This window comes from Acinetobacter sp. COS3 (assembly GCF_000475335.1).
GTDB lineage: Bacteria > Pseudomonadota > Gammaproteobacteria > Pseudomonadales > Moraxellaceae > Acinetobacter > Acinetobacter venetianus.
The window spans coordinates 176,053-196,750 of record NZ_AXCD01000067.1; the positions used below are offsets into that span (position 1 = coordinate 176,053).

The 20,698-nt window shown below is 39.4% G+C and carries 16 protein-coding genes and 1 pseudogene; 8 read left to right on the forward strand and 9 right to left on the reverse strand.

Translation table 11 applies throughout. The annotated features are described in order from the left end of the window. Positions 1–19: 19 nt before the first annotated feature. The 5 genes and pseudogenes from IO68_RS31345 to yccS form a co-directional block, all read right to left on the reverse strand. The gene (locus tag IO68_RS31345; protein ID WP_023014135.1) at positions 20–805 is read right to left on the reverse strand and encodes a YdcF family protein; all 786 of its coding nucleotides are present in this window, start codon (positions 803–805) and stop codon (positions 20–22) included. 117 nt (positions 806–922) lie between these two features. Further along, positions 923–3,466, reverse strand: a complete 2,544-nt coding sequence (locus IO68_RS31350; protein WP_023014136.1) for a PepSY domain-containing protein — start codon at positions 3,464–3,466, stop codon at positions 923–925. A 176-nt stretch (positions 3,467–3,642) separates the two neighbouring features. After that, positions 3,643–4,223, reverse strand: a pseudogene (locus IO68_RS31355) (suppressor of fused domain protein). Between the two features lie 139 nt (positions 4,224–4,362). Next, complete coding sequence (locus IO68_RS31360; protein ID WP_004877141.1) at positions 4,363–4,947, reverse strand: YcxB family protein; 585 nt, start codon at positions 4,945–4,947, stop codon at positions 4,363–4,365. Between the two features lie 79 nt (positions 4,948–5,026). Continuing rightward, positions 5,027–7,201: a YccS family putative transporter gene (gene yccS / locus IO68_RS31365; RefSeq protein ID WP_031234930.1), complete on the reverse strand. Its 2,175-nt coding sequence runs from the start codon at positions 7,199–7,201 to the stop codon at positions 5,027–5,029. 142 nt (positions 7,202–7,343) lie between these two features. Here yccS and IO68_RS31370 point away from each other — a divergent pair, with 142 nt between their 5' ends. Further along, positions 7,344–8,558, forward strand: coding sequence for a multidrug effflux MFS transporter (locus tag IO68_RS31370; RefSeq protein WP_023014140.1), 1,215 nt, complete (start codon positions 7,344–7,346; stop codon positions 8,556–8,558). Between the two features lie 19 nt (positions 8,559–8,577). On the opposite strand, the gene IO68_RS31375 is transcribed toward IO68_RS31370, so the two are convergent. Further along, entirely contained in the window at positions 8,578–9,282 is a 705-nt protein-coding gene (locus IO68_RS31375; RefSeq protein ID WP_023014141.1) for a nitroreductase, read from the reverse strand. Positions 9,283–9,705: 423 nt separating this feature from the next. Here IO68_RS31375 and IO68_RS31380 point away from each other — a divergent pair, with 423 nt between their 5' ends. The 5 genes from IO68_RS31380 to sbmA all read left to right on the forward strand — a co-directional run bounded on the left by IO68_RS31380 (position 9,706) and on the right by sbmA (position 16,568). Further along, positions 9,706–11,049 carry a DcaP family trimeric outer membrane transporter gene (locus IO68_RS31380; protein ID WP_023014142.1) on the forward strand — a complete coding sequence of 448 codons (1,344 nt, stop codon included), beginning with the start codon at positions 9,706–9,708 and terminating at the stop codon, positions 11,047–11,049. A gap of 182 nt (positions 11,050–11,231) precedes the next feature. After that, entirely contained in the window at positions 11,232–12,467 is a 1,236-nt protein-coding gene (gene gltS / locus IO68_RS31385; RefSeq protein ID WP_023014143.1) for a sodium/glutamate symporter, read from the forward strand. Positions 12,468–12,561: 94 nt separating this feature from the next. Next, complete coding sequence (locus IO68_RS31390) at positions 12,562–14,037, forward strand: alanine/glycine:cation symporter family protein (protein WP_004877129.1); 1,476 nt, start codon at positions 12,562–12,564, stop codon at positions 14,035–14,037. 130 nt (positions 14,038–14,167) lie between these two features. Continuing rightward, positions 14,168–15,148: a patatin-like phospholipase family protein gene (locus IO68_RS31395; RefSeq protein WP_023014144.1), complete on the forward strand. Its 981-nt coding sequence runs from the start codon at positions 14,168–14,170 to the stop codon at positions 15,146–15,148. Between the two features lie 223 nt (positions 15,149–15,371). Then, positions 15,372–16,568 (forward strand): peptide antibiotic transporter SbmA, encoded by a 1,197-nt coding sequence (gene sbmA / locus IO68_RS31400; RefSeq protein WP_004877125.1) that lies wholly within the window; start codon positions 15,372–15,374, stop codon positions 16,566–16,568. A 45-nt stretch (positions 16,569–16,613) separates the two neighbouring features. On the opposite strand, the gene IO68_RS31405 is transcribed toward sbmA, so the two are convergent. Next, positions 16,614–17,129 (reverse strand): chromate transporter, encoded by a 516-nt coding sequence (locus tag IO68_RS31405; protein ID WP_023014145.1) that lies wholly within the window; start codon positions 17,127–17,129, stop codon positions 16,614–16,616. Beyond that, positions 17,126–17,698 (reverse strand): chromate transporter, encoded by a 573-nt coding sequence (locus IO68_RS31410; RefSeq protein WP_023014146.1) that lies wholly within the window; start codon positions 17,696–17,698, stop codon positions 17,126–17,128. Before IO68_RS31410 ends, IO68_RS31405 begins: the two co-directional genes overlap by 4 nt. Positions 17,699–17,802: 104 nt before the next feature. Between IO68_RS31410 and IO68_RS31415 the strand changes: the two genes are divergently transcribed. After that, positions 17,803–18,723, forward strand: a complete 921-nt coding sequence (locus IO68_RS31415; protein WP_004877120.1) for a LysR family transcriptional regulator — start codon at positions 17,803–17,805, stop codon at positions 18,721–18,723. On the opposite strand, the gene IO68_RS31420 is transcribed toward IO68_RS31415, so the two are convergent. Beyond that, positions 18,713–19,462, reverse strand: coding sequence for a DUF4850 domain-containing protein (locus IO68_RS31420; protein WP_023014147.1), 750 nt, complete (start codon positions 19,460–19,462; stop codon positions 18,713–18,715). The genes IO68_RS31415 and IO68_RS31420 overlap by 11 nt on opposite strands. 135 nt (positions 19,463–19,597) lie before the next feature. Here IO68_RS31420 and IO68_RS31425 point away from each other — a divergent pair, with 135 nt between their 5' ends. Next, entirely contained in the window at positions 19,598–20,668 is a 1,071-nt protein-coding gene (locus IO68_RS31425) for a DUF1176 domain-containing protein (RefSeq protein ID WP_031234931.1), read from the forward strand. Positions 20,669–20,698 lie beyond the last annotated feature (30 nt).

Below are 20,698 nucleotides of genomic sequence, written 5' to 3' on the forward strand. Positions count from 1 at the left end.
TTTAGGTGATAGGTGCGCATCAATATTCATTGAGTGCCCAACCACTGACATAAGCAAAATACTCTCTGAGCCAAGCGTTGTAGCGAGTTTCCAAAGGTGTTGTTGCCCCAAGCATTGTGATATTTGTATAACCTTGTTTCTTTGCAATTGCAGCTGCACGTAATGTGTGGAAGTCACTGGTGACGATCGCGATAGGTTGTTGAATCATGATATTTCGTGCGTTTAGAAGCAGTTGGCTATTTTTTAAGTTCAGTTCGGTACTAGTGCTTTGTTCTTCTAAGATAATTTGTGATGCTGGGATGCGATAGTGTTGTTGAAGATATTGAGACATCGCTTTCGCTTCACTGATTGTCTCGCCAAAATCGACTCCACCTGAAACGACGACTTTCGCGTTTGGCTGGGCAAGGGCGATTGGAGCTGCTCGATCTAGGCGTTTTGCTAGTGTAGCTGAAGGTTGACCATTTTCAATGCCGCTACCTAAAACAATAATGGCTTTGACTGGTGCAATATTCTGAGCTTGCGTATTGTTTTTAGACAGATAATTAAAAAAATAGCCTAAGCTAATTAACCAAATCCAAAAACATAACCACCCAAAACGCCAAACTGAATGCCAGCGGAAATGGTAAAAAAAGAAGCGTTCAATATGATAGTAAAATGCAGCATAAATACAAAAAAACAGTCCGAGTAGGAAGGGGATAACCGTTCCAATATGAATTTTCTTCAATGCAATCAGAATTGCCCCATCCAAAAATAATACTGAACCAATGAGGGCTAAAAAAATACGAACCCAAGTACTTATTTGCATAATCTTAATCGTTGTCGATTTGAACGCTGCTAAGTTTATGCAAAATTATGAGAAAGGCAAATCGTAGAGTAAAAAAACGAGTGAAAGTTCACTCGTTTTTATAGGGCTTATAGTGAATTAATAGACATCTCGGCGATAGCGACCTGATTGGCGAAGTTGATCAACTGTTTCGTCACCTAAAATGTCAATCAGTGCTTGTTCAACACCTGATGCCATTCCTTCAATACTACCGCATACGTAGATAACAGCTCCTTGATTGATCCATTTGCTGAGTTCATCCGCATTTGTACGTAAAAGATCTTGTACATAAATTCGTTGTTCTTGGTCTCTTGAGAAGGCTAAATCAACACGTTTTAATGTACCCATATTTTTCCAAGCATCAATGGTTTCTTTATAGAAGAAATCACATTCACGTTGGCGTTCACCAAAGATAAGCCAGTTTTCAACGTAGTTTTGACGATTACGCTGCTGTAATAGACTCATCAGACCAGCAATGCCTGTTCCATTACCAATACAAATAATTGGTCGGTTGTCGTCAATTAAGTGGAATGATTCATTGGTCCGAATACGTAAAGCCACTTTCTCTTTAAGCTGAGCGAATTCTGTAAGCCATCCAGAACCTAAGCCTAAGTGACCCTGAGTATCGCTTTTTTGACGCACGACAAGACGAAGAACTTGCTGAGAAGGAATACTTGCAATCGAGTATTCACGCGTAGGAAGGCGAGGAAGTTGTTCAACCAAAGTTTCAAGATTGGTAAATGGTTTTATTTCAACACGTAGATTCTTATCCCAAAGTGTTTCTTCAATCGTTTGATTCGATGATTTTACAAGTGTTTGAGCGGGAATCTGATGTTTTTCTAAGAAAGTCTGGATTTCCGTTCTAGCATTAGCAGGTTGAATTTCTGCAATATCACCAGCGTGCCAAGTGATATCGTAAGGTGCTGTTAATTCAATGTTATATGCGGGTTGTCCTAAACTATTTGGATTTAAAACAGAACGTTCGGTGAGTGTCCATTGATCAAATACTTTTTCGATGTTCATCGCATGAAGTTCATGCTGAGTCACGTCTGAGAGAGCTTGATTCCAGCGCTGGATGTCTGCAGCGTTAGCATTATCGACTTCAATTAATTCAAATAGTGATTGTGCATTGGATTGTTTTAACCATTGATCCACTGCATGACCAAAACTGCAATAGCTATCTGAATATTCTTTAGATCCAAGTGCTAAAACAGCGTATTGCATGTTGTTCAGATCTAATTTTTGTTGCATCAATTTTTTACTAAAGCTGGTTGCAAGATCTGGAGCTTCACCTGTTCCATACGTACTGATCACAAATAGCATTTGTTCAGCTTGGAGCAAGTCCTGTTCTGTGAGCTGTTGAATCGGTTTTACGGTTGTTGGTTGTTGAGCTTCTTGCAGGCTAGTTGCTGTACGCCATGCGAGTTGTTCAGCTACACCTGTTTGAGATGCATAAGTAATCAGCCAAGGCTTTGCATTTGGGTCAATTTGCTGTGTATTCAGCGATTGGCGAGCGGCTTGGGTTAATTTTTTCTGCTTGCGACGTTTAAGATAAAGCATCCAACCTGTTACAAAGAACAGTGGCATTGCCAATGATGCGAGCATCGCAATAAATTGATAAGTTGAACCGAAGAAACTACCACGATGTACAGGTAGCATACTGCTCATAATTTTTTCATTAAGCTTTTTATCTTCATATAGTTCAAATTTCTCGAACTTATTGTCTTGGTAATTGTATACAGCTTGGTTACGTGCGCGTTCGTGCTGTGGAATTGCATCGACAAATGATAATTCGATTTTTGCATTATCATGTTTTGGAATGTTCAATGTAAGGCTTGAATATTCACGTCCGATTTGTGCATTTACGCCTGTCCAAGTTTGGGTCAGGATAGTATTCACCTGTTGTTGAGCCAATTCAGGTTGTTTATTTTTTCTATTCTTAGGTTCATTCTGTTGTTGATTGCGCTGTGGCTGCTCAACCCCCATGACTTTAAACATACCAGCTCGCCACCAGTCATAAGACCAATATAAGCCTGTACATGCAAATAACAGGTAAAAAATAATGACCCATGTTCCAATGACTGCATGTAAATCCCATATAAAGTTGCGTCCTTTTAATTTTGGTTTGATAAAAAACCATTGTTTAAAAGAATGCTTTTTAGGGAATCTTAAGTAAATTCCACTGAGTACAAAGAAAATCAGTATCAGTGTAGATGCACCTGTAATCTGTGCACCAAATTCACCAGCGGTTAAATTGCGATGGAGTCGTTGAATAAACTGTAAAGTATCTCGACCTCTGATTTCAGGCAGAACTTCTGCTGTGTATGGATTGACCATCATATTATAGCCACGACGCGCACCTTCTTTTTTAATGTTGATGGTGGAGGAGGCTGTCGGATCAGAGGCGATGGTAATGCTATTAATTTCAATCTCTGGTTGCTGTTGATTGAAATGTTGATAAAGCTGAGCAGGGGTTAATTTAGGTGTAGTTGCAACTTCAACAACATAGCTGTCTTGATTGAGCCAGTTTAGAATTTGTTGATCGTATGAGTAAATTGCGCCAGTGACTCCCATAAGAGAGAGAATCAAACCTGCGGTAACCCCTAAAAACCAATGGATTTGGAAGAAGACTTTTTTAATCATGGTTGAAGAATGAAAAGATGGTTAAGTTCATGTAAAAAATTATAACTCAAGATTAAGAATATAATATGGATTTTGTAGGTAATATTGATTTTGATTCTCATTTATTTTAACTTTTTAATAATTATCAGACACAAATGCTTATACGTATATCATCTATGTGTTTTAAGGGGGCACTTTTAAAAGATAGAGGCTCTATTTATGTCAGCAACATCAATTTGATATTTTGCCAAAATTTTTTCTAATTGCTCTGCTCCATGTTCTGCTGCATATCGACATTCTGCTTCAGAAATAGGCACTGCTAAAAGCCAAGCTACAGTTTTGGTTTCTAAATTCAACGTTTTAACTGATCTTCCCAAAGAAATGGATCAGTAAAGAATAGATGTTGCATTGTCTGAGAGCAGTCATACATACTTAGAATATTAGGAAAAATTGAAGTAGGGTAGCAGGGCCACTGTGAATTTATGATACAAAAAGCAGCCGTGCTTAAAACATTCGCAAAACTCTCTGAATCATTTAAACAAATTCCAATGATTTCCACGCGTATATCAAGCTTATTCGAGCCAACCAAATTTGGAAAATCAGATAATCCTATTGTTGCGTAAGCTGTAAGTTCTGGACTCAAACAACCTGTACTAATAAAGATATCGATAAAGTTTTCTTTAGGTTCATCCCAGTATCTAAAAATACTTGGTGTACCATTGAATACATGAGTTAGAGTTTCAGCAATTTTTTTATTTTCAAGAAAATTCTGTTGCATAGTTATGTTATGAATATTAAAGCTTTAAATATTGATTGGAAGAATGCATGATTTATAAAATAATTAAAAGTACCTAGAGATTAATTTTAATGACATAAAAAAAACCTCTCATTTTGAGAGGTTTTTTTTTAATTAGAAGTTAAATTGACTTCGGTGCGCCTACAACTTCATTTAAATGTTTACGTACAGTATTGAAAGAGAAGTTCTTAGAATCCATACGCTTTGGCAAGATATAAGCACCTTGTTGTTCTTCGCCTTTAGGAGTTTTTACTTTAAAGTTCACCAAAATGAAATCTGGAGAGCTATACCACTCGTAAATATCTTTCCAGCCAATCGTTGCTGTACCTTCTTGTAGTCCAACTTTTTGACGCATTACGATGCCGTGTGGTTGTACGCCTAAACGAATACCTTTAATTTCCTGAACCGGAAATTCATTCATTTTGCGTTTTACATACCACTCGAGACCAAATCTTTTTACTAGGTAGAAGAGGGCTACAGAGATGATCACGACCCAACAAATAACTGTTGAATAAGTCGAATAATATTTAATGAGTCCAGCACCGATCAAAGAGAGAGCAACGAGTGCAATCATGATCATCCATGTTTTGCGACTAAATTTGTTAGTACTACGCCAAATCATAAGTTGGGCTTGACGTTGTTCAACTTCAGAAACTTCGTAAGGAACAGGTTGTAGCGTATAAGCGTATAGCGTTTTGGCGGTCATAGTATAAAAAATGAGTTTAGAACTAGGTTAAGTTTAACACCAATTAGCATGCAAAGATATTATGCAAATGGCTGATAAGTTAGAGAGAAGCAAACTCAGTGCCATCCTCATTTGGCTCATGATGTAGACTTTGTTTAAGCATACTTAAACGAGGCAGAATACTGAGCATTAAAGAAAGTTGCTGCAAGATAATCAATGATTTTTGATCATTTTCATCATTACGGCTTAGGCGCTGTCGGATCGTACTCAACATATTTTGTGCTGATAAATCAGGTACTTCATCTCTTAAGAGCGCACCTTGAATATCATCGAGTGCTTGATCCAGTAAGGAAAGAACTTCCTGATCTTGAATTTGTTCACGATGTGCTCCGAGTGCTGCAACATAACTCAGGAACGTATGGCTCAGACATAGAAACTCAAAAGCCAAAGTCTTTTGTGTTGGGTCAATATTGGGTTCAGTGGCAAGTGTGGAAATTAAAGAGGCAACTTCGGCATCATTATTATGCGCAGCTCGTCTGACGACACGATAGTTCAAGGCGTTATTACGACCTTGGTGATATTGCATTACGACTTCAGCTAAATATTGGCATTGAGCTTGTAACGATCTTTGGATAGTACGTGGGAGACGACGGAATTTCCAATCGGGCCAGATAAAGCTGACACCAAACCATGCCAATGCACAGCCAATAACAGTATCGACGAATCGAGGTAAACCCGCAGCAAAAGCAGAACCATCAAGATTAAAATTGATCAGTGCCAGAATGGTAATAAAGGCAGTGGCCTGAGCATACTGTTTACTGCGTAGCTCGAAAAATAACACACCACTCAATACCAGCATGACTAATTGACCTTCGAGGGAAGGGATAAAATAAATCACAGCTAAACCAACGATGATGCCGATCAAAGTACCAATAATACGAAGATAGAGGCGACGTTTGGTGGCGTTGAAGTTTGGTTGGCAGACAAATAGTGCCGTTAATAGAATCCAGTAACCATACGAAATATTTGTCAGTTGAATAAAGACATAGCCGATAAATAACACGATCGATAAACGAACCGCATGACGGAATAGCACTGACTCAGGCGATAAGTGTTGTTTAATCCGAATAATGATGTCATTTACACCTTTGAGATCATCATCTTTGAGTTGGTTTTCAGCTTGTTGTGCATTGATTAACTGTAAGTTACGTTCGGTCTCAAGGTTTTGTAGTTGAGCATCAATTGATTTGAGGTTTTGATAAAGTGCAAATAATGCATTAATCCTGACCTGATCATAAAGATTATCTTCGCGGAGCTTTTCAAGTGACAGTCGTAAGTTTTCAAAGCTGTGCTTAAAGCGTTTGTTATGGGTATATCGTGTTCGATGTCGGATACATTGAGCCAAGTCCTGACATGCTTTTCCTTGAATAGTTAAAATACGCTGGAAGCGGAACAAAATATCACTGTGCTGAAAGACTTTGGCAAGCTTTTGATAGTCAATGTGGGCAGAGTCAGCACGTTCATGAATATCTTGGGCAACAAAATAATATTGCAGACTACGACGCGTATCTTTCTGTCCTCTGTCACCCTTGAGCCGAGTAACTAATGCGACACGCAGATTATTAAAAAGGGAAATTAATTTTCCATTTTCCAAGGCCAAATCAATCATACTTTGCTGGTAACTTGCAGGTGTCATATCGACATCAAACAAATTGGATTTTGCAAATAAAAAGCTACCCAAGGCATTGTATGAAGATGAAAGTTGATCTTGTAATTGTCGTACTGGGAATAGTAAAAAACTAATGGTTGAGATCAGTCCATACCATGCTGCACCAATCACCAATAAGGCAGGTTGAAGATACCAATCTTCAAATAGATGAACACCTAGCATGGTATATACGGAAACGACTAAACACCCATAAGCAATGGTTGCATAACGTCTGCCGAGAGAACCTAATAAAATCCATCCAAGACAAGAGGCAATCAATCCAATTGCAAAAGCAAAGGGATAAGGGAATAGCAGTTGAACAGAGGCAGCTGTGATGAAGAACCCAATATAAGTATAAATCAGGTTCATGATTCGTACTGAAAAGCGATCATCGATATCGCTAATACCTGCTGCGACGACACCAAGTGTAAGAGGAATGGTCGCCAATTGAAAATCAAGCAAATAGGGTACAAAGGCAGTACCTATAAAGGCGATTAACATCCGCACGTTATACATAAACGTGGTGTTATAGGTGAGCTGTTTAAATCGTCCGAACCAAGGATTCAAGTGCTGTCCTTTTTGTATTTGCAATTGATATATAGGAGGACTGGTAACCTTTTTAAAGTGTTAGCAGGCTTTTAATATTATGCACAAATTAGGACGAGAATGTTAAGCTAAGACGATCAATAAACTTGAAAAGTGCAGCATTATGAAGGTTGAGCAATCTAATTCACGACAGTATTCAACAGCTTGGATTATGTTGCTTGCACTTTTAACCGCTTTAGGCCCTTTATCAATTGATATGTATTTACCCGCATTGCCACAAATGGCAGATGAATTTGGGGTAAGTACACAAATGATTGCCAATACTTTACCTGCATATTTCTTAGGGCTTGCGATTGGACAGTTAATTTATGGGCCAGTCAGTGACCGTATTGGACGCAAAACACCTTTATATTTTGGTTTAGCGCTTTATGTCGTTGCAAGTTTAGCTTGCGTTTTTGTGACTAACGAATGGGCGTTAATTGCAGCACGTATTTTTCAGGCACTGGGTGGTTGTGTCGGTGTGGTGATTGCTCGTGCTGCTATTCGTGATCGTTTGGATGTACAAGGATCAGCGCAGGCCTTTTCTAGCATGATGATTGTGATGGGGCTTGCACCAATTCTTGCACCGATGTTTGGGGCGTGGATTTTAAGCTTTTTCCCATGGCAGATGATTTTTGCTGCCTTAGCGATTATCGGTGTGATCTGCTGGTTCTGTGTGCATTTCTTTTTTAAAGAGTCGCTGCCCGTAGAGCGACGTTTAAAATTGTCTGCTTATCAGGTCACAACTTTATATGCAGCAATTCTGAAAGATGAAAGCTTTAGAGTGCCAATGTTTGCTGGTTGCTTAACGGGAGCTGCATTATTTTGCTATATCAGTTCAGCATCAGCTGTTTTCATGGGGCAATACCACTTATCTCAACAACATTTCTCCTATGCATTTGCGCTCAATGCCGCTGGGATTATGTTGATGTCATCATTAAATAAACATTTAAATACGCGGATGGGGATTTTCCCACGCTTACGCTTAGGCGGATCGATTCAGTGTTTTGGTGCTTTAGTGGTGGTTAGTGCAGGCTTAATGCATGACGCGCCGTTATGGTTTTTGATGTCTGGTTTGTTCTTAGTGGTTTCAGGAATTGGTTTGACTGGCCCAAATGCGATGGCTTTGGCAATGTCGAAACAGGGTGCCCGAGCTGGAACTGCGAGTGCGATCATGGGCAGTATGCAATTTGCCTGTGGTTTGCTTGGTGGGGTGATTTTGAATTTTCTTATTTGGAAAGCATCGCTGAATATGGGCATCATGATGCTGCTTTTTACCAGTGCTGGTTTATTTGCAATCTTTAAGGTTGGAAAACAGCAAAACAGTATCTCTGCTTAGAGATACTGTTAAAAGAGATTTAATCCATAAATACAGTGAAATCTTCTACAGATAATCGAGGTGTAATGAAGGTATTTACAATATGGTCGGGATCTGCATAACCTAAAGCAATAGTACACACTAATTCTTCATCATCAGGTGCATTCAGCACATCTAAAACGATTGGATGAAAATGGTTCCACGCCGCTTGTGGGCAAGTATCCAATCCACGAGCTTTTGCTGCAATCATGACATTTTGAATCATCATGGAAATATCCATTTTTGAACCAATCCCCATGGCTTTATTGACTGTGAAATAAAGTGCAACAGGCGCATCAAATAATTGGAAATTGCGTAATTGCTGTGCCGCCATTTTCTCTTTTTCACCTTTTTGGATGTTCAGTAAGCCATAAAGGCCCCAGCCATTTTCACGGCGACGATCAATAAATGGCGAAATCCAAGTCTCAGGGTAGTAGGCAAAAGTTTCTTTATACTGATCAGAAAGTTCGGGCTTTTGATGTAGTTCAATTTGTGCTGCACATACACGATCAATCATCTCAGCACGTTTTTGACCTGTAACGACATAAACTTTCCAAGGTTGCGTGTTCGTTCCAGAAGGTGCTCGGCTTGAAACTGCCAAAATATCTTTAATCGTTTGAACGTCAACAGGCGTATCTAAAAATGCGCGTACAGAGTGACGTGAAGTAATGGCATCATCAACGTGGCGGACTTGTTCCGTGTTCATAAAAGCTCCTCATCTTTTCTGATCTTTCTCACTGCTTGAGACTATAAAGGAATTCATATTTTTTGCGGATGATTTTTTAGTCGTAGACTTGGGTTTGGGTGAAAAGTAAGCATTTGTACGCGATTCATACAGCATGAAAATAATTTTTTAGAGGGTGTTTTTGTTATGTGAAAAAGAAATATATTTATAACACAATGAAATAGAAATGATATTTACTTGGAAGTGTGAGGCGTAGTACTTGCGACTCAAATAAAAAAATACACACAATATTCCAAATTTATGCATAATACGCCCTTTTTAAAAAATTGATTAGGCTTTCCTTACTGTTAGGGTGAGGGGAATTTTCTATGACAAGCATACAAAATTTACCCAATTTTATGCTTGTGGAAAATGTTGAAATATACACCAATACAGGAGCTTCTCATGAGTTTATCTCTCATCCGTAAGCCGTTCGTAATTCAGGGATTGGCGTTTACCGTTGCTGCCTTAATGATGAACAATGCTCAGGCCGCTAGTGAGCAAGAACAGATTCAACAACTTCGTGATGAAGTAAAAGAACTACGCGCTTTACTTGAACAATATGTTCCGCAATCAAAACAAAAAAATGATCTTCCTCAAGTTGCTGCAACACCAGCGACGACTGTTGTAAACGCACCAAATTCTCAAGCGGTTGCTGTTACTGAATCATCTCAGAAATCACCATTGGGCTTTAGCACTGCTTCGGGCGCACAAGTTCAGCTCTATGGATTCTTACGTGGCGATGCTTCTTATCAAGCCAAAGGTGGTGATGGCATTTTCAACCGTATCAACAAGGTTGATCTTGAAAATAATGAGAAAAATAGCGACCGATTCTACAGCACTGCGACAGTGACTCGTTTTGGCCTAGATTTCAAAGCACCTGTCCAAGGTGCAGACGTTGGTGGTAAATTAGAAGTTGATTTCCGTGGCGGTAGTAGCAATGACACGATTCGTATTCGTCATGCGTATCTCACATATAACGACTGGTTATTTGGTCAAACAACATCAACTTTCTTGGCAACAGACGTACAGCCAGAAATGCTTGATTTTAACTCACCATTAGGGATTGGTACTTACCGTACGCCTATGGTTCGTTATAGTACTCAATTAAACCCTACAACAACTTATGCTGTTGCCTTAGAAAAAGGTAATGATGACAATCGAGCGCCTACTTTGACGACGAAATTGAAATATGATTTTGCCGAAGGTAAGGGGACAACATCAGCGCGTGCGTTATTGACAGAAGCTCGCAGTAAAGAAAGTTTTGCTAACGATGATAAACAACTAAGTGCGAATGAATCTGCACTCGGTTGGGGCGTTGCAATTGGTGCAAAATATAAATTCACTGATTCATTACAGGCGATGATTGATTATTCGCATGTTAAAGGTGACAGCAAATTCTTGCTTTATACCAACAATGCTTTCAATGTAAATCCAAATAATTTTGATTTAAATTTGAATGAATTTGATGCAGTTACCGTTGGTACGACGTATCAGATTACGCCAAAAGTTCGTAGTACTTTGGCGTATGGCGCAATGTTTGCAAATGATAGTAATGACTTTGCTCAACAAGCTTTTGCAGATACAGCGCAAAACAAGACACTACAACAAGGTTGGTGGAATGTGATGTATTCACCTGTTTCACCTATTACGTTCGGTCTAGAATATGTTTATGGCGAACGTAAAACCTTTAATGGTCAAAAAGGTAAGGATAACCGTGTAGGAGCAATGGCTCGCTATAACTTCTAACCTATCCTGTAGGTGTAATCATCCGTGAAAACAAATCAGGTTAAATAAAGCTGAGTTCTTACAAAGAACTGTATGTTTTTTATTAAGCTGATTGAGTTTTCACTCATTTTGAGAGTTACTATTTCATTGGCTGTAGGATGGAAAAAACATCTGAAAAACGAATGAAATAAACGGAAGAAGATATGGAATTTACTTTCAATGGTTTTTATACCCTAATATCGGCGGTGATCGTCTTATTATTAGGGCGTTTTCTCGTTAATAAAATTGACTTCTTAAGACGTTACAACATCCCTGAGCCTGTTGCTGGTGGTTTAGTTGCAGCGGTAATTTCATTACTTGTGCACTCGATGTGGGGCTACAGTATTGTTTTCAGCAGTCAATTACAAACGAGTTTCATGCTAGTTTTCTTCGCTTCAATTGGTCTCAGTGCCAATTTCATGAAGCTAAAAGAGGGTGGGATCGGCTTAGTTTTATTCCTGATCTGTATCGCATCATTCATCATCGTACAAGATGTTGTCGGGATGAGTCTTGCATCGTTGTTAGGTATTGATCCTCTGATTGGTTTGATTGCAGGTTCAATCACGTTGACAGGTGGTCACGGTACAGCGGGTGCTTGGGGCGAAATTCTTGAGACTCAGCATGGTATCCAAGGCGCTTTGGCATTGGGTATGGCGAGTGCGACATTTGGTTTGATTATCGGTGGTGTGATCGGTGGTCCTTTAGCGAAATTGTTGATTAATCGTTATGGACTTGCTCGTGAGCAAACACCAGCGCAAATCAAAGATCGTGATACGCATCTTGATAAGCATCCTGAAGAGCTTGCGCCATTTGAAAATCCACATCAAGTCCGTTTAATTACTGCTGATAATGCGATTACAACGCTCGGTATGTTTGCTGCATGTTTAGCATTTGCTGAATTTATGACAGGTTATAGTAAAGGAACATGGTTCGAGTTACCGACTTTCGTTTGGGCGCTTGGCGGCGGCGTTGTTTTACGTAACATCTTAGAAAGCCTATTGAAAGTAGATATTTTTGACCGTGCAATTGATGTATTTGGTAATGCGTCATTATCACTTTATTTGGCAATGGCTTTGCTTTCATTGAAATTATGGCAATTGGCTGATTTGGCTGGCCCGCTTGTTGTGATTCTTGGTGCGCAAACACTGACGATGGCACTCTATGCTGCGTTTGTGACGTTCCGTGTGATGGGTAAAAACTACGATGCAGCTGTCTTGGCAGCGGGTCACTGTGGTTTCGGTATGGGGGCAACACCAACAGCTGTTGCAAACATGCAGGCCATCACAAATATGTATGGCCCATCGCATAAAGCGTTCTTGATTGTTCCATTATGTGGTGCATTCTTCGTCGATCTAATCAATGCGACAGTGATTCAATTAATTTTGAAATTCTTTATCTAAGTCGGATCAAAAGCCCCATGCGGGGCTTTTTTGATTCATCCATTGTTATCGTATATGTACTTGATGTGCATGTAATTTTTTAAGCGAATAAGTGATGAATGAACAATTAAATGCCACGCTGATGTCGTGGGTACAATTCTTGAATGATCCGCTTTGGAATTTCTTGGTCGTATTGTTGGTTGCGGTTGGGGTGTTTTACACATTAGCGACGGGTGCAGTACAGCTTCGTTTATTCTTACACAGTATCCGTGTGATGAAAGGGAGCCGTAAAGAAGCGCAAGATGAACATGGGATTACTCCATTTCAGGCTTTCGTAACAGGTTTGGCAAGCCGTGTTGGTGTTGGTAATGTTGCAGGTGTCGCGATTGCAATCGCGATTGGTGGTCCTGGTGCTGTGTTTTGGATGTGGGTGACTGCTTTCCTTGGGATGAGTTCTGCATTTGTTGAATCATCACTCGCTCAACTATTTAAAGTGAGAGATCATCAAAACAAGCAATTTCGTGGTGGCCCTGCGTACTACATCACCAAAGGCTTAAAACAAAAGTGGTTAGGGATCGTTTTTGCGCTATCACTCATTTTAGCGTATGGCTTTGTATTTAATGCGGTACAAGCAAATGCAATTATTGGTGCGACCTCACATGCATGGGGTTGGGATAAAGCCAATTTTGTATTGGGTCTCGGCGGACTTGATCTCGAAGTGTCATGGGTTGGTATCGTATTAGTCGTGATGACAGCACTGATTATCTTTGGTGGGATTAAGCGTATCGCTAAAGTTGCTGAAGGGATCGTTCCTTTCATGGCATTGCTTTATATCATGGTCGCTTTATACATTGCGATGACTAACTTACCAATGTTGCCTGAGATCTTTAAATTGATCTTTACCAAAGCATTTGAGTTTGAAGCTGCAGCTGGTGGTTTCTTCGGCGCAATGATTTCTATGGCAATGATGATGGGGATCAAACGTGGTTTGTTCTCTAACGAAGCTGGTATGGGTTCTGCGCCAAATGCTGCTGCTGCGTCTGATGTGAAACACCCTGTAAATCAAGGTTTAGTACAAATGCTTGGTGTATTTGTCGATACTTTTGTGGTGTGTTCATGTACTGCGATTATCATCATGGTGTCTGGTCTATATCACGAAGCAGGCTTTGAAGGCGTAACATTGACGCAGAAAGCATTAGAGAGCCAAATTGGTAGCTGGGGCGGTGGTTTTCTTGCCATTATTCTGTTCTTATTTGCCTTTACTTCAATTATTGGTAACTATGCTTACGCTGAAAGTAACGTACAGTTTATTAATAACAATCCAAAGATCATGTTCATTTTCCGTGTCTTGGTTTTGGCAATGGTTTACTTCGGTGCGATCACAAGTGTACCGTTAGTTTGGTCAATGGCAGATCTTTCGATGGGCTTGATGGCGACCATAAACTTAATTGCGATCTTGTTATTAACGCCAATTGCATTAATTTTGTTGAAAGATTACACCTCTCAATTAAAACAAGGGATCAAAGAACCTGAGTTTAAAATTGATAATCATCCTAAATTAAAGCAAAAAGTCGATTCAGACATTTGGTAATAATTGAAAGCCCCTAAACAGGGGCTTTTTTTATAGTGAAGAAAACATTAATAAAAAAGTGATACAACTTTCTTTGTTTAGTCGAGCTAAAATTAAAAGAGAAATAGATTAAATTTGGCAAAGATTGTATATGAAACAGCTTAAACTTTTTGTGCTAGGGCTTTCCGTCGTTTTGGCAACAGGTTGTCAGACCACTTCACATTTACGACCTGTTGTTGAAGATGCCCAAGCACAAACTGCTGTTATGCCTTTTGCCTCAATTAAAAAACAAGAAAAACGCCCTGTTATCGCTTTGGTATTAGGTAGCGGCGGTGCGCGTGGTTACGCACATATTGGTGTAATTGAAGTTTTGGAACAACAAGGCATTCGTCCTGATTTTATTGTTGGAACGAGTGCAGGAAGTATTGTTGGCTCAATCTATGCCAGTGGTAAAAGTGCTGCCGAATTACGTGACATTGCACTTAAATTAAAAGCCAATGATGTACGCGATGTCAATGTCAGCTTAAAAGGCTTTTTTGATGGCAAAAAAGTCGAAGATTATGTGAATGATCAAGTTCATAATATTCCACTTCAAAAATTAAAAATTCCAATGTATGTCGTTGCAACTGAGCTTAAAGACGGAAGCAAGACGGTATTTAATTATGGTAATACGGGTCAGGCAGTGCGTGCCTCGACTTCAATTCCTAGCATGTTTGTTCCGACCAAAATTCACAATACTGAGTATGTTGATGGTGGATTGGTTAGCCCAGTACCTGTTGAGGTTGCACGTGAGTTAGGCGCAGACGTGGTGATTGCAGTGGATATTTTGGCGCAACCTATTCACACAGAAACTACCAATGTTTGGGGCTTATTCAATCAAAATATTAATATCATGCAAGGACGACTAGCAGAAGAAGAACTAAAAGATGCAGATGTGGTGATTCAACCTGACCTTCGTGAAAAGGCGCATATCTTTGATGTCAAAGACCGAGAGAACACCATGCAAGCAGGTGTGGATGCCGCAATCCAAAAGCTTTCTGATATTCAATGGGTGATTCAAAACAAGAAAAATGTGGCTAATGGTGATCAACCTGAAGTTGCTTTAAAAGTGAATCCTGCAAGCGCTCAATAAAGCTTTAACTGTTTAGGTAAATCAACCCATATCATGAGTTCGTTAACCTAAACAGATTGTTTTCTCAAAACAAATTGTAAAAGCTGTACAAAATGCTATGAAAATATTGAGAAAACATGTAAATAACTACAAATTACTAAAGTTTTTATCAGACATATTTAAGTTTGAGGTAATAGGATGACGCCTGACGTCAATTGCTACGCAACAAGGATTGTTAAGTTCAATGTTTAAATCTTTTTTTCCTAGCCCACGCCTGTTCTTTATTTCAGTGATTGTGTGGCTGTCACTCAACATGCTGCTTTGGTACACAGGTGGGCATGGATGGGGTGAATATCTTGGTTTTCCAAAAGGCTATGCCGAAGCAGAATTACCAATTGGTGTAAGTCGTTTTTGGTCGGCTTCATTCATTTGGTTCTATTTATGGTTCTTAGTTTCTACGGCTTTGTTTGCAGGTTTTTGGCGTTTCTTTTCAGATAATAAATGGCAGAAATGGTCGATATGGGGTTCCGCATTTATTTTGTTTAATATTTGGTTTGGTGTCCAAGTCAGTGTTGCGATCAATGCTTGGTATGGCCCATTCTGGGATATGATTCAAAAGATGTTAAGTGATGGTGGCGGTAATATAGCTGATCTCTATAATGGAACTTTAACTTTCCTTTATATCGCAATGGTTGCTGTCACGTTTGCTGTCGTTAATGCATTTTTCACCAGTCATTATGTCTTTCGTTGGCGTACTGCAATGAATGAATATTACACCGCGAACTGGGAAAAGTTACGCCATGTCGAGGGGGCTTCGCAACGTATTCAGGAAGATACTATGCGTTTTGCCACGATCGTTGAAGACTTAGGTGTTGAGTTAATTAAATCAGTGATGGTATTGATTGCCTTTTTACCGTTGTTATTTCAAATCTCTCAGAAAGTTCCTGTATTGCCAATTGTTGGTGAAATCGAACATTCATTGGTATGGGCAGCGGTCGTTTGGGCGATTGTAGGAACTGTTGTTTTGATGTTTGTGGGGCAAAAATTACCTGGGCTACAATTCAATAATCAGAAAGTAGAAGCTGCTTACCGTAAAGAATTGGTCTATGGCGAAGATCATGAAAATCGTGCTGATCCACTCACATTAAAAGAGTTATTTGCTCGTGTGCGCGTGAATTATTTTAGGTTATATTTTCACTATGCTTATTTTAACCTTGTCGCTATCTGGTATAAACAACTTGATATTTTATATAGCTTAGTCGTGCTATTCCCAGCAATTGCAGCAGGTAAAATGACTTTGGGTTTGATTAACCAGATCAGTAATATTTTTGATAAAGTTCGTGAGTCTTTCCAGTACCTCATCAGCTCGTGGAAAACCATTATTGAATTGCTTTCGATTCATAAACGCTTAAAAGCTTTTGAATCTATTTTGGATGAATAAATCCATCAAATAAAGAAACCTGCATCAAGCAGGTTTTTTTATGGTTTAAAGTAAACAAATTCCAAGTCCAGCGCCTACAGCCATGACCCATAAAGGATGTATTTTCTTAAATACACCAAGAAATGCAGTTAAAATGACGATCACAACTAACAATAGATTTTGTGCTGAAGCATCCGCAATTAACCATGCACTCACGAGAACCAACCCGACCGTAATGGGTTTTAAGGCTTTTTCAAAACGTGCCCGTAATGGATTGGCTTTAAATTTTTCCCAGAATTTTAGTGCATAGATTGTGATAACTGATGATGGGCCGAACTTCGCCAATGAAGTCACTAATAAACCTGCTGGCCCTGCGACGTGCCAACCGACAAGGGGGACGATCATCATATTCGGGCCGGGTGCGGCTTGAGCCATCGCAAACAGCGAGCTAAATTGCTCTGCGGTCATCCACTGGTGTACCGTCACCACTTGATGTTGCATTTCTGGAAGGATGGCATTCCCTCCACCAAAAGCCAGTACAGAGAGCTGTGTGAAAACGATCACTAGCGTTAATAAGATCATGATTTCTTCACTCCAAGTACACATATATTAATCGCAAGTAAGATGACTAAGGTCAGCGCTAAAGGCAGTTTGATCAGCAGCATAAAAACAAAGGTCAGTACAATCGTGAAAATGGTGAGATAGCTTTTTAAAATTGGTCGCAACATTTTCAGTCCTGTTGCAAATAGCAAACCTGCGGCGGCCGCAGCTAAGCCTTGAATCATATGTTGTACCGCGGCTAAGTAAGCAAATCGTTCATAGACTTGATAAATAATCAGTACGATCGCTGTTGGTGCAGAAATCAATCCTAGAACAGAACAGATCGCGCCTTTAACACCTTGGAACTGCATGCCAATTGCAACTGACATATTGATAATATTACCGCCGGGTAAGAGCTGGCAGACACCAAGTAAATCCGTGAATTTACTTTCATCAATCCACTTTTTCTCTTCAACAATGATACGGTGTGCTAAGGGCAGTACCCCACCAAATCCCATCAGCCCCAATTGCATAAATCCCGTGAAAAGAGCCTTGCAATCAGGCGCTGTTGAAACTGTTTCACGCTCTATTGATATTGCTTGGGCTTTCATTGGGACTTATTCCTCTTCATCGGTTAATGAGAATAGGATGGTGGAATAGTGATATATTTACAAATGCTATTTTTGCTTGCATCTATACTTAAAAGGTATGTTTAATGGATATTCATAAGCTCCATGCATTTGTTGCTGTGGTCGAAGAAAGTAATATTTCTAAAGCTGCTGTGCGATTGCATATGCAACAACCGCCATTAACACGATTAATTAAAAGTTTAGAAGAAGAACTTGAGACGGCACTGCTAAAACGACTACCTAGAGGCGTTGAGGTTACAGAGGCAGGCAAAGTCTTATATCAAGAAGCCATTACGATTTTGGCACATGCTCAGTCAATTCCGAAACGAGTTAAAAATATTGCACAAGGTCTCGAAGGTCAGATCAATATTGGCTTTACCAATTCAGCAGGATTACATCCATTTTTACCCGCAGTGTTGCGGCAATTCCGTGAAAAATTTCCTAACGTCGCGATTCATTTGGAGGAAGAGAGTAGTAGCGCTTTAACTGATGCAGTGATTAATGAAAAACTTGATATCGTATTTCTGCGTAAACCAGCACCTAAACATGCTGCCGTGCAAACGATGCATGTGCTTGATGAGCCATTAATCGTTGCACTGCCAAGTAATCACCCTTTAGCAATGCAAGAGGGCGTGATTCGCTTACCTGATTTAGAACCTTATGAGTTTGTACTTTATCGCCGTTTAGCGGGGCAAGACTTGTTTGATAATATTTTGGCAAATTGCTATCAAGCGGGCTTTAGTCCTAACATTGTCCAAGAAGCACCACGATTAACATCCAGTCTAAATTTAATTGCAGCAGGGATTGGGCTTTCAATCGTGCCAGCATCTATCCAAGACTTTTGGAATAAACAAATTATTTACCGTCCTTTGGAAGCCAAGAAACCTTGTATTGCTCCAATTTATGCAATTTACAGAGCCAAAGATAATAATGTTCGAGTGGCACATTTTTTGGATTTACTTAAAGCGAGCCAAGTATTAGAAAATAATTTTAATATTAATGCGTAAAGTGATAGAAGTTTAAAATTGGTCCAACCAAATGTTGTTGAGATTTGTCTAAGGTGACTTTGATTTCTCGAAAGTTAAAATCACCATCATCACGATATTTCGCTACGCCATGAGTTTTGTTATTCAGCTTCGGAATCTGATAACTAAAGAAAGCGATGTGTTTGGATGGATGTACCACATGAATTAACTTTTGTGTGTCTTTATAACCGCCAAACTCATTCTCAATGCTTTCTTTTAAAAGGTTTGGAAAATAAAGAGTTGCGTAGGGCATACCGCAACCAACACAAATTGAAGAATCATATAGTTCAATGGCTTGTTTTTGATTTGTGCTCATCAACAATGCTGAACCTGTACCATTTGCCCCTGCATTTGCTTCGATATCTTGCCAGTCTTTTGGGACGAGCAAAGCACCAATTTCAGGGAGTCTGACCAATTTAAGTTGCTTTGCCAGATTAGCATCTAGCTTAAAATCAAAATGACAGCTTTTTGCTGTACACGATTTAAAGTCTTTTAACAGTCCATCATCGACGGGATTAGGAGCGGTAACACCATAAAAGGGAACGCGAACATCATTGCTAAAGGAGACTTCCCCCAATGCATATATTTGATTCATTGCTTGGCGTTGTTTTATCGTATTTGAAAATTGAGGAAAAATTGGTTCAAAGTGACTGACTTCAGCGTGAGTTATTGCGGTAGACAGCAGTAATAAAATCGTGGAAATAGAGCAGAATAATTTCATTTTTTTATACGGTAATTTGGGTTTGAATTAAAATTAGCATATTCTTGAATACAAGAACCTACAACGTGAATAATTTAAACGTCTTAAAATATTTTGACTGAAAAATAAAATAGATTAGACCGAGAAATAAGTCTTATGAAAAATATCATTTCAATATGCTGTTTGATGTCCATTAGTGCCACAGCTTTTGCACAGGAGATCAAAGGGATTTCATTTACGCATGAAGATTGGGAGATTTATTGTAGTAACACGGGAACATGCCAAGCAGCAGGCTATTCTGATGAATATAGTCATGATCCTAATGAACCCGCATCATTATTGTTAACCCGACTCGCGGGTGCTAAGCAAGCCGTCAAGGCTGAATTTGCACTGGGAAGTATTGACGAGCAAGCACAGCTTGCAGGAAAACTAAAAAATATTCATTTCTATGTCAATGGTAAAGATCTCGGAGCCGTCTCAGCGGATGGCGCTGATTTTCCGATTATGGGGAAACTCACTGCCGCTCAGGTCAATGCATTACTACAACAATCCAAACAAAAAACGGAAATTGTGTTTAAGAACCCAAATGTCCAATGGCAAATATCAGATAAAGGTATGACCGCTGTATTATTAAAAATGGATGATTTTCAAAAGCGAGTTGGAACAGTTGGAGCTTTGGTTAAAAAAGGCAAAATGGATGAGTCTAAAGTCCTATCAGCACAACCAAAAATTATTGTAAAACAAGTGAAGACCAGTAATAAACCATATCTCACTTTGCAGTCGAACAATAAACGCTATGCATCTATTCATCAAATGTTAATGGCTGCCCAGCCTACACCCAAGGAAGATGAGTTTTGTGGAGGTCTCTATAATGGCGATGAATATGAGCCACAAACGATTGAGTTATATAAACTGGGAAATAAAAAAGTATTGGCAATGACGATCTGTTGGCGTGGAGCATATAACGAAGGATATGGCGCTTGGGTACTCAATGAGTCACTTACTGGTAAAGCAACTTTCGTGACTGAACATGCGTCAGAATTTTATCAAGGTATTATTAGTAGCTCTCAAAAAGGACGTGGTATTGGAGACTGTTGGAGTGTTGCTGAATGGGTGTGGGATGGGGAGAAGTTTGTGAATACCAGAGATATGTGGACAGGCATGTGTAAAGGGCTTACCGCTGGTGGCGTTTGGGAACTTGATCGCATTGAAGCGATTGTAAAATAATATTTTATTTATCTAAAAATAGCCTAAGGA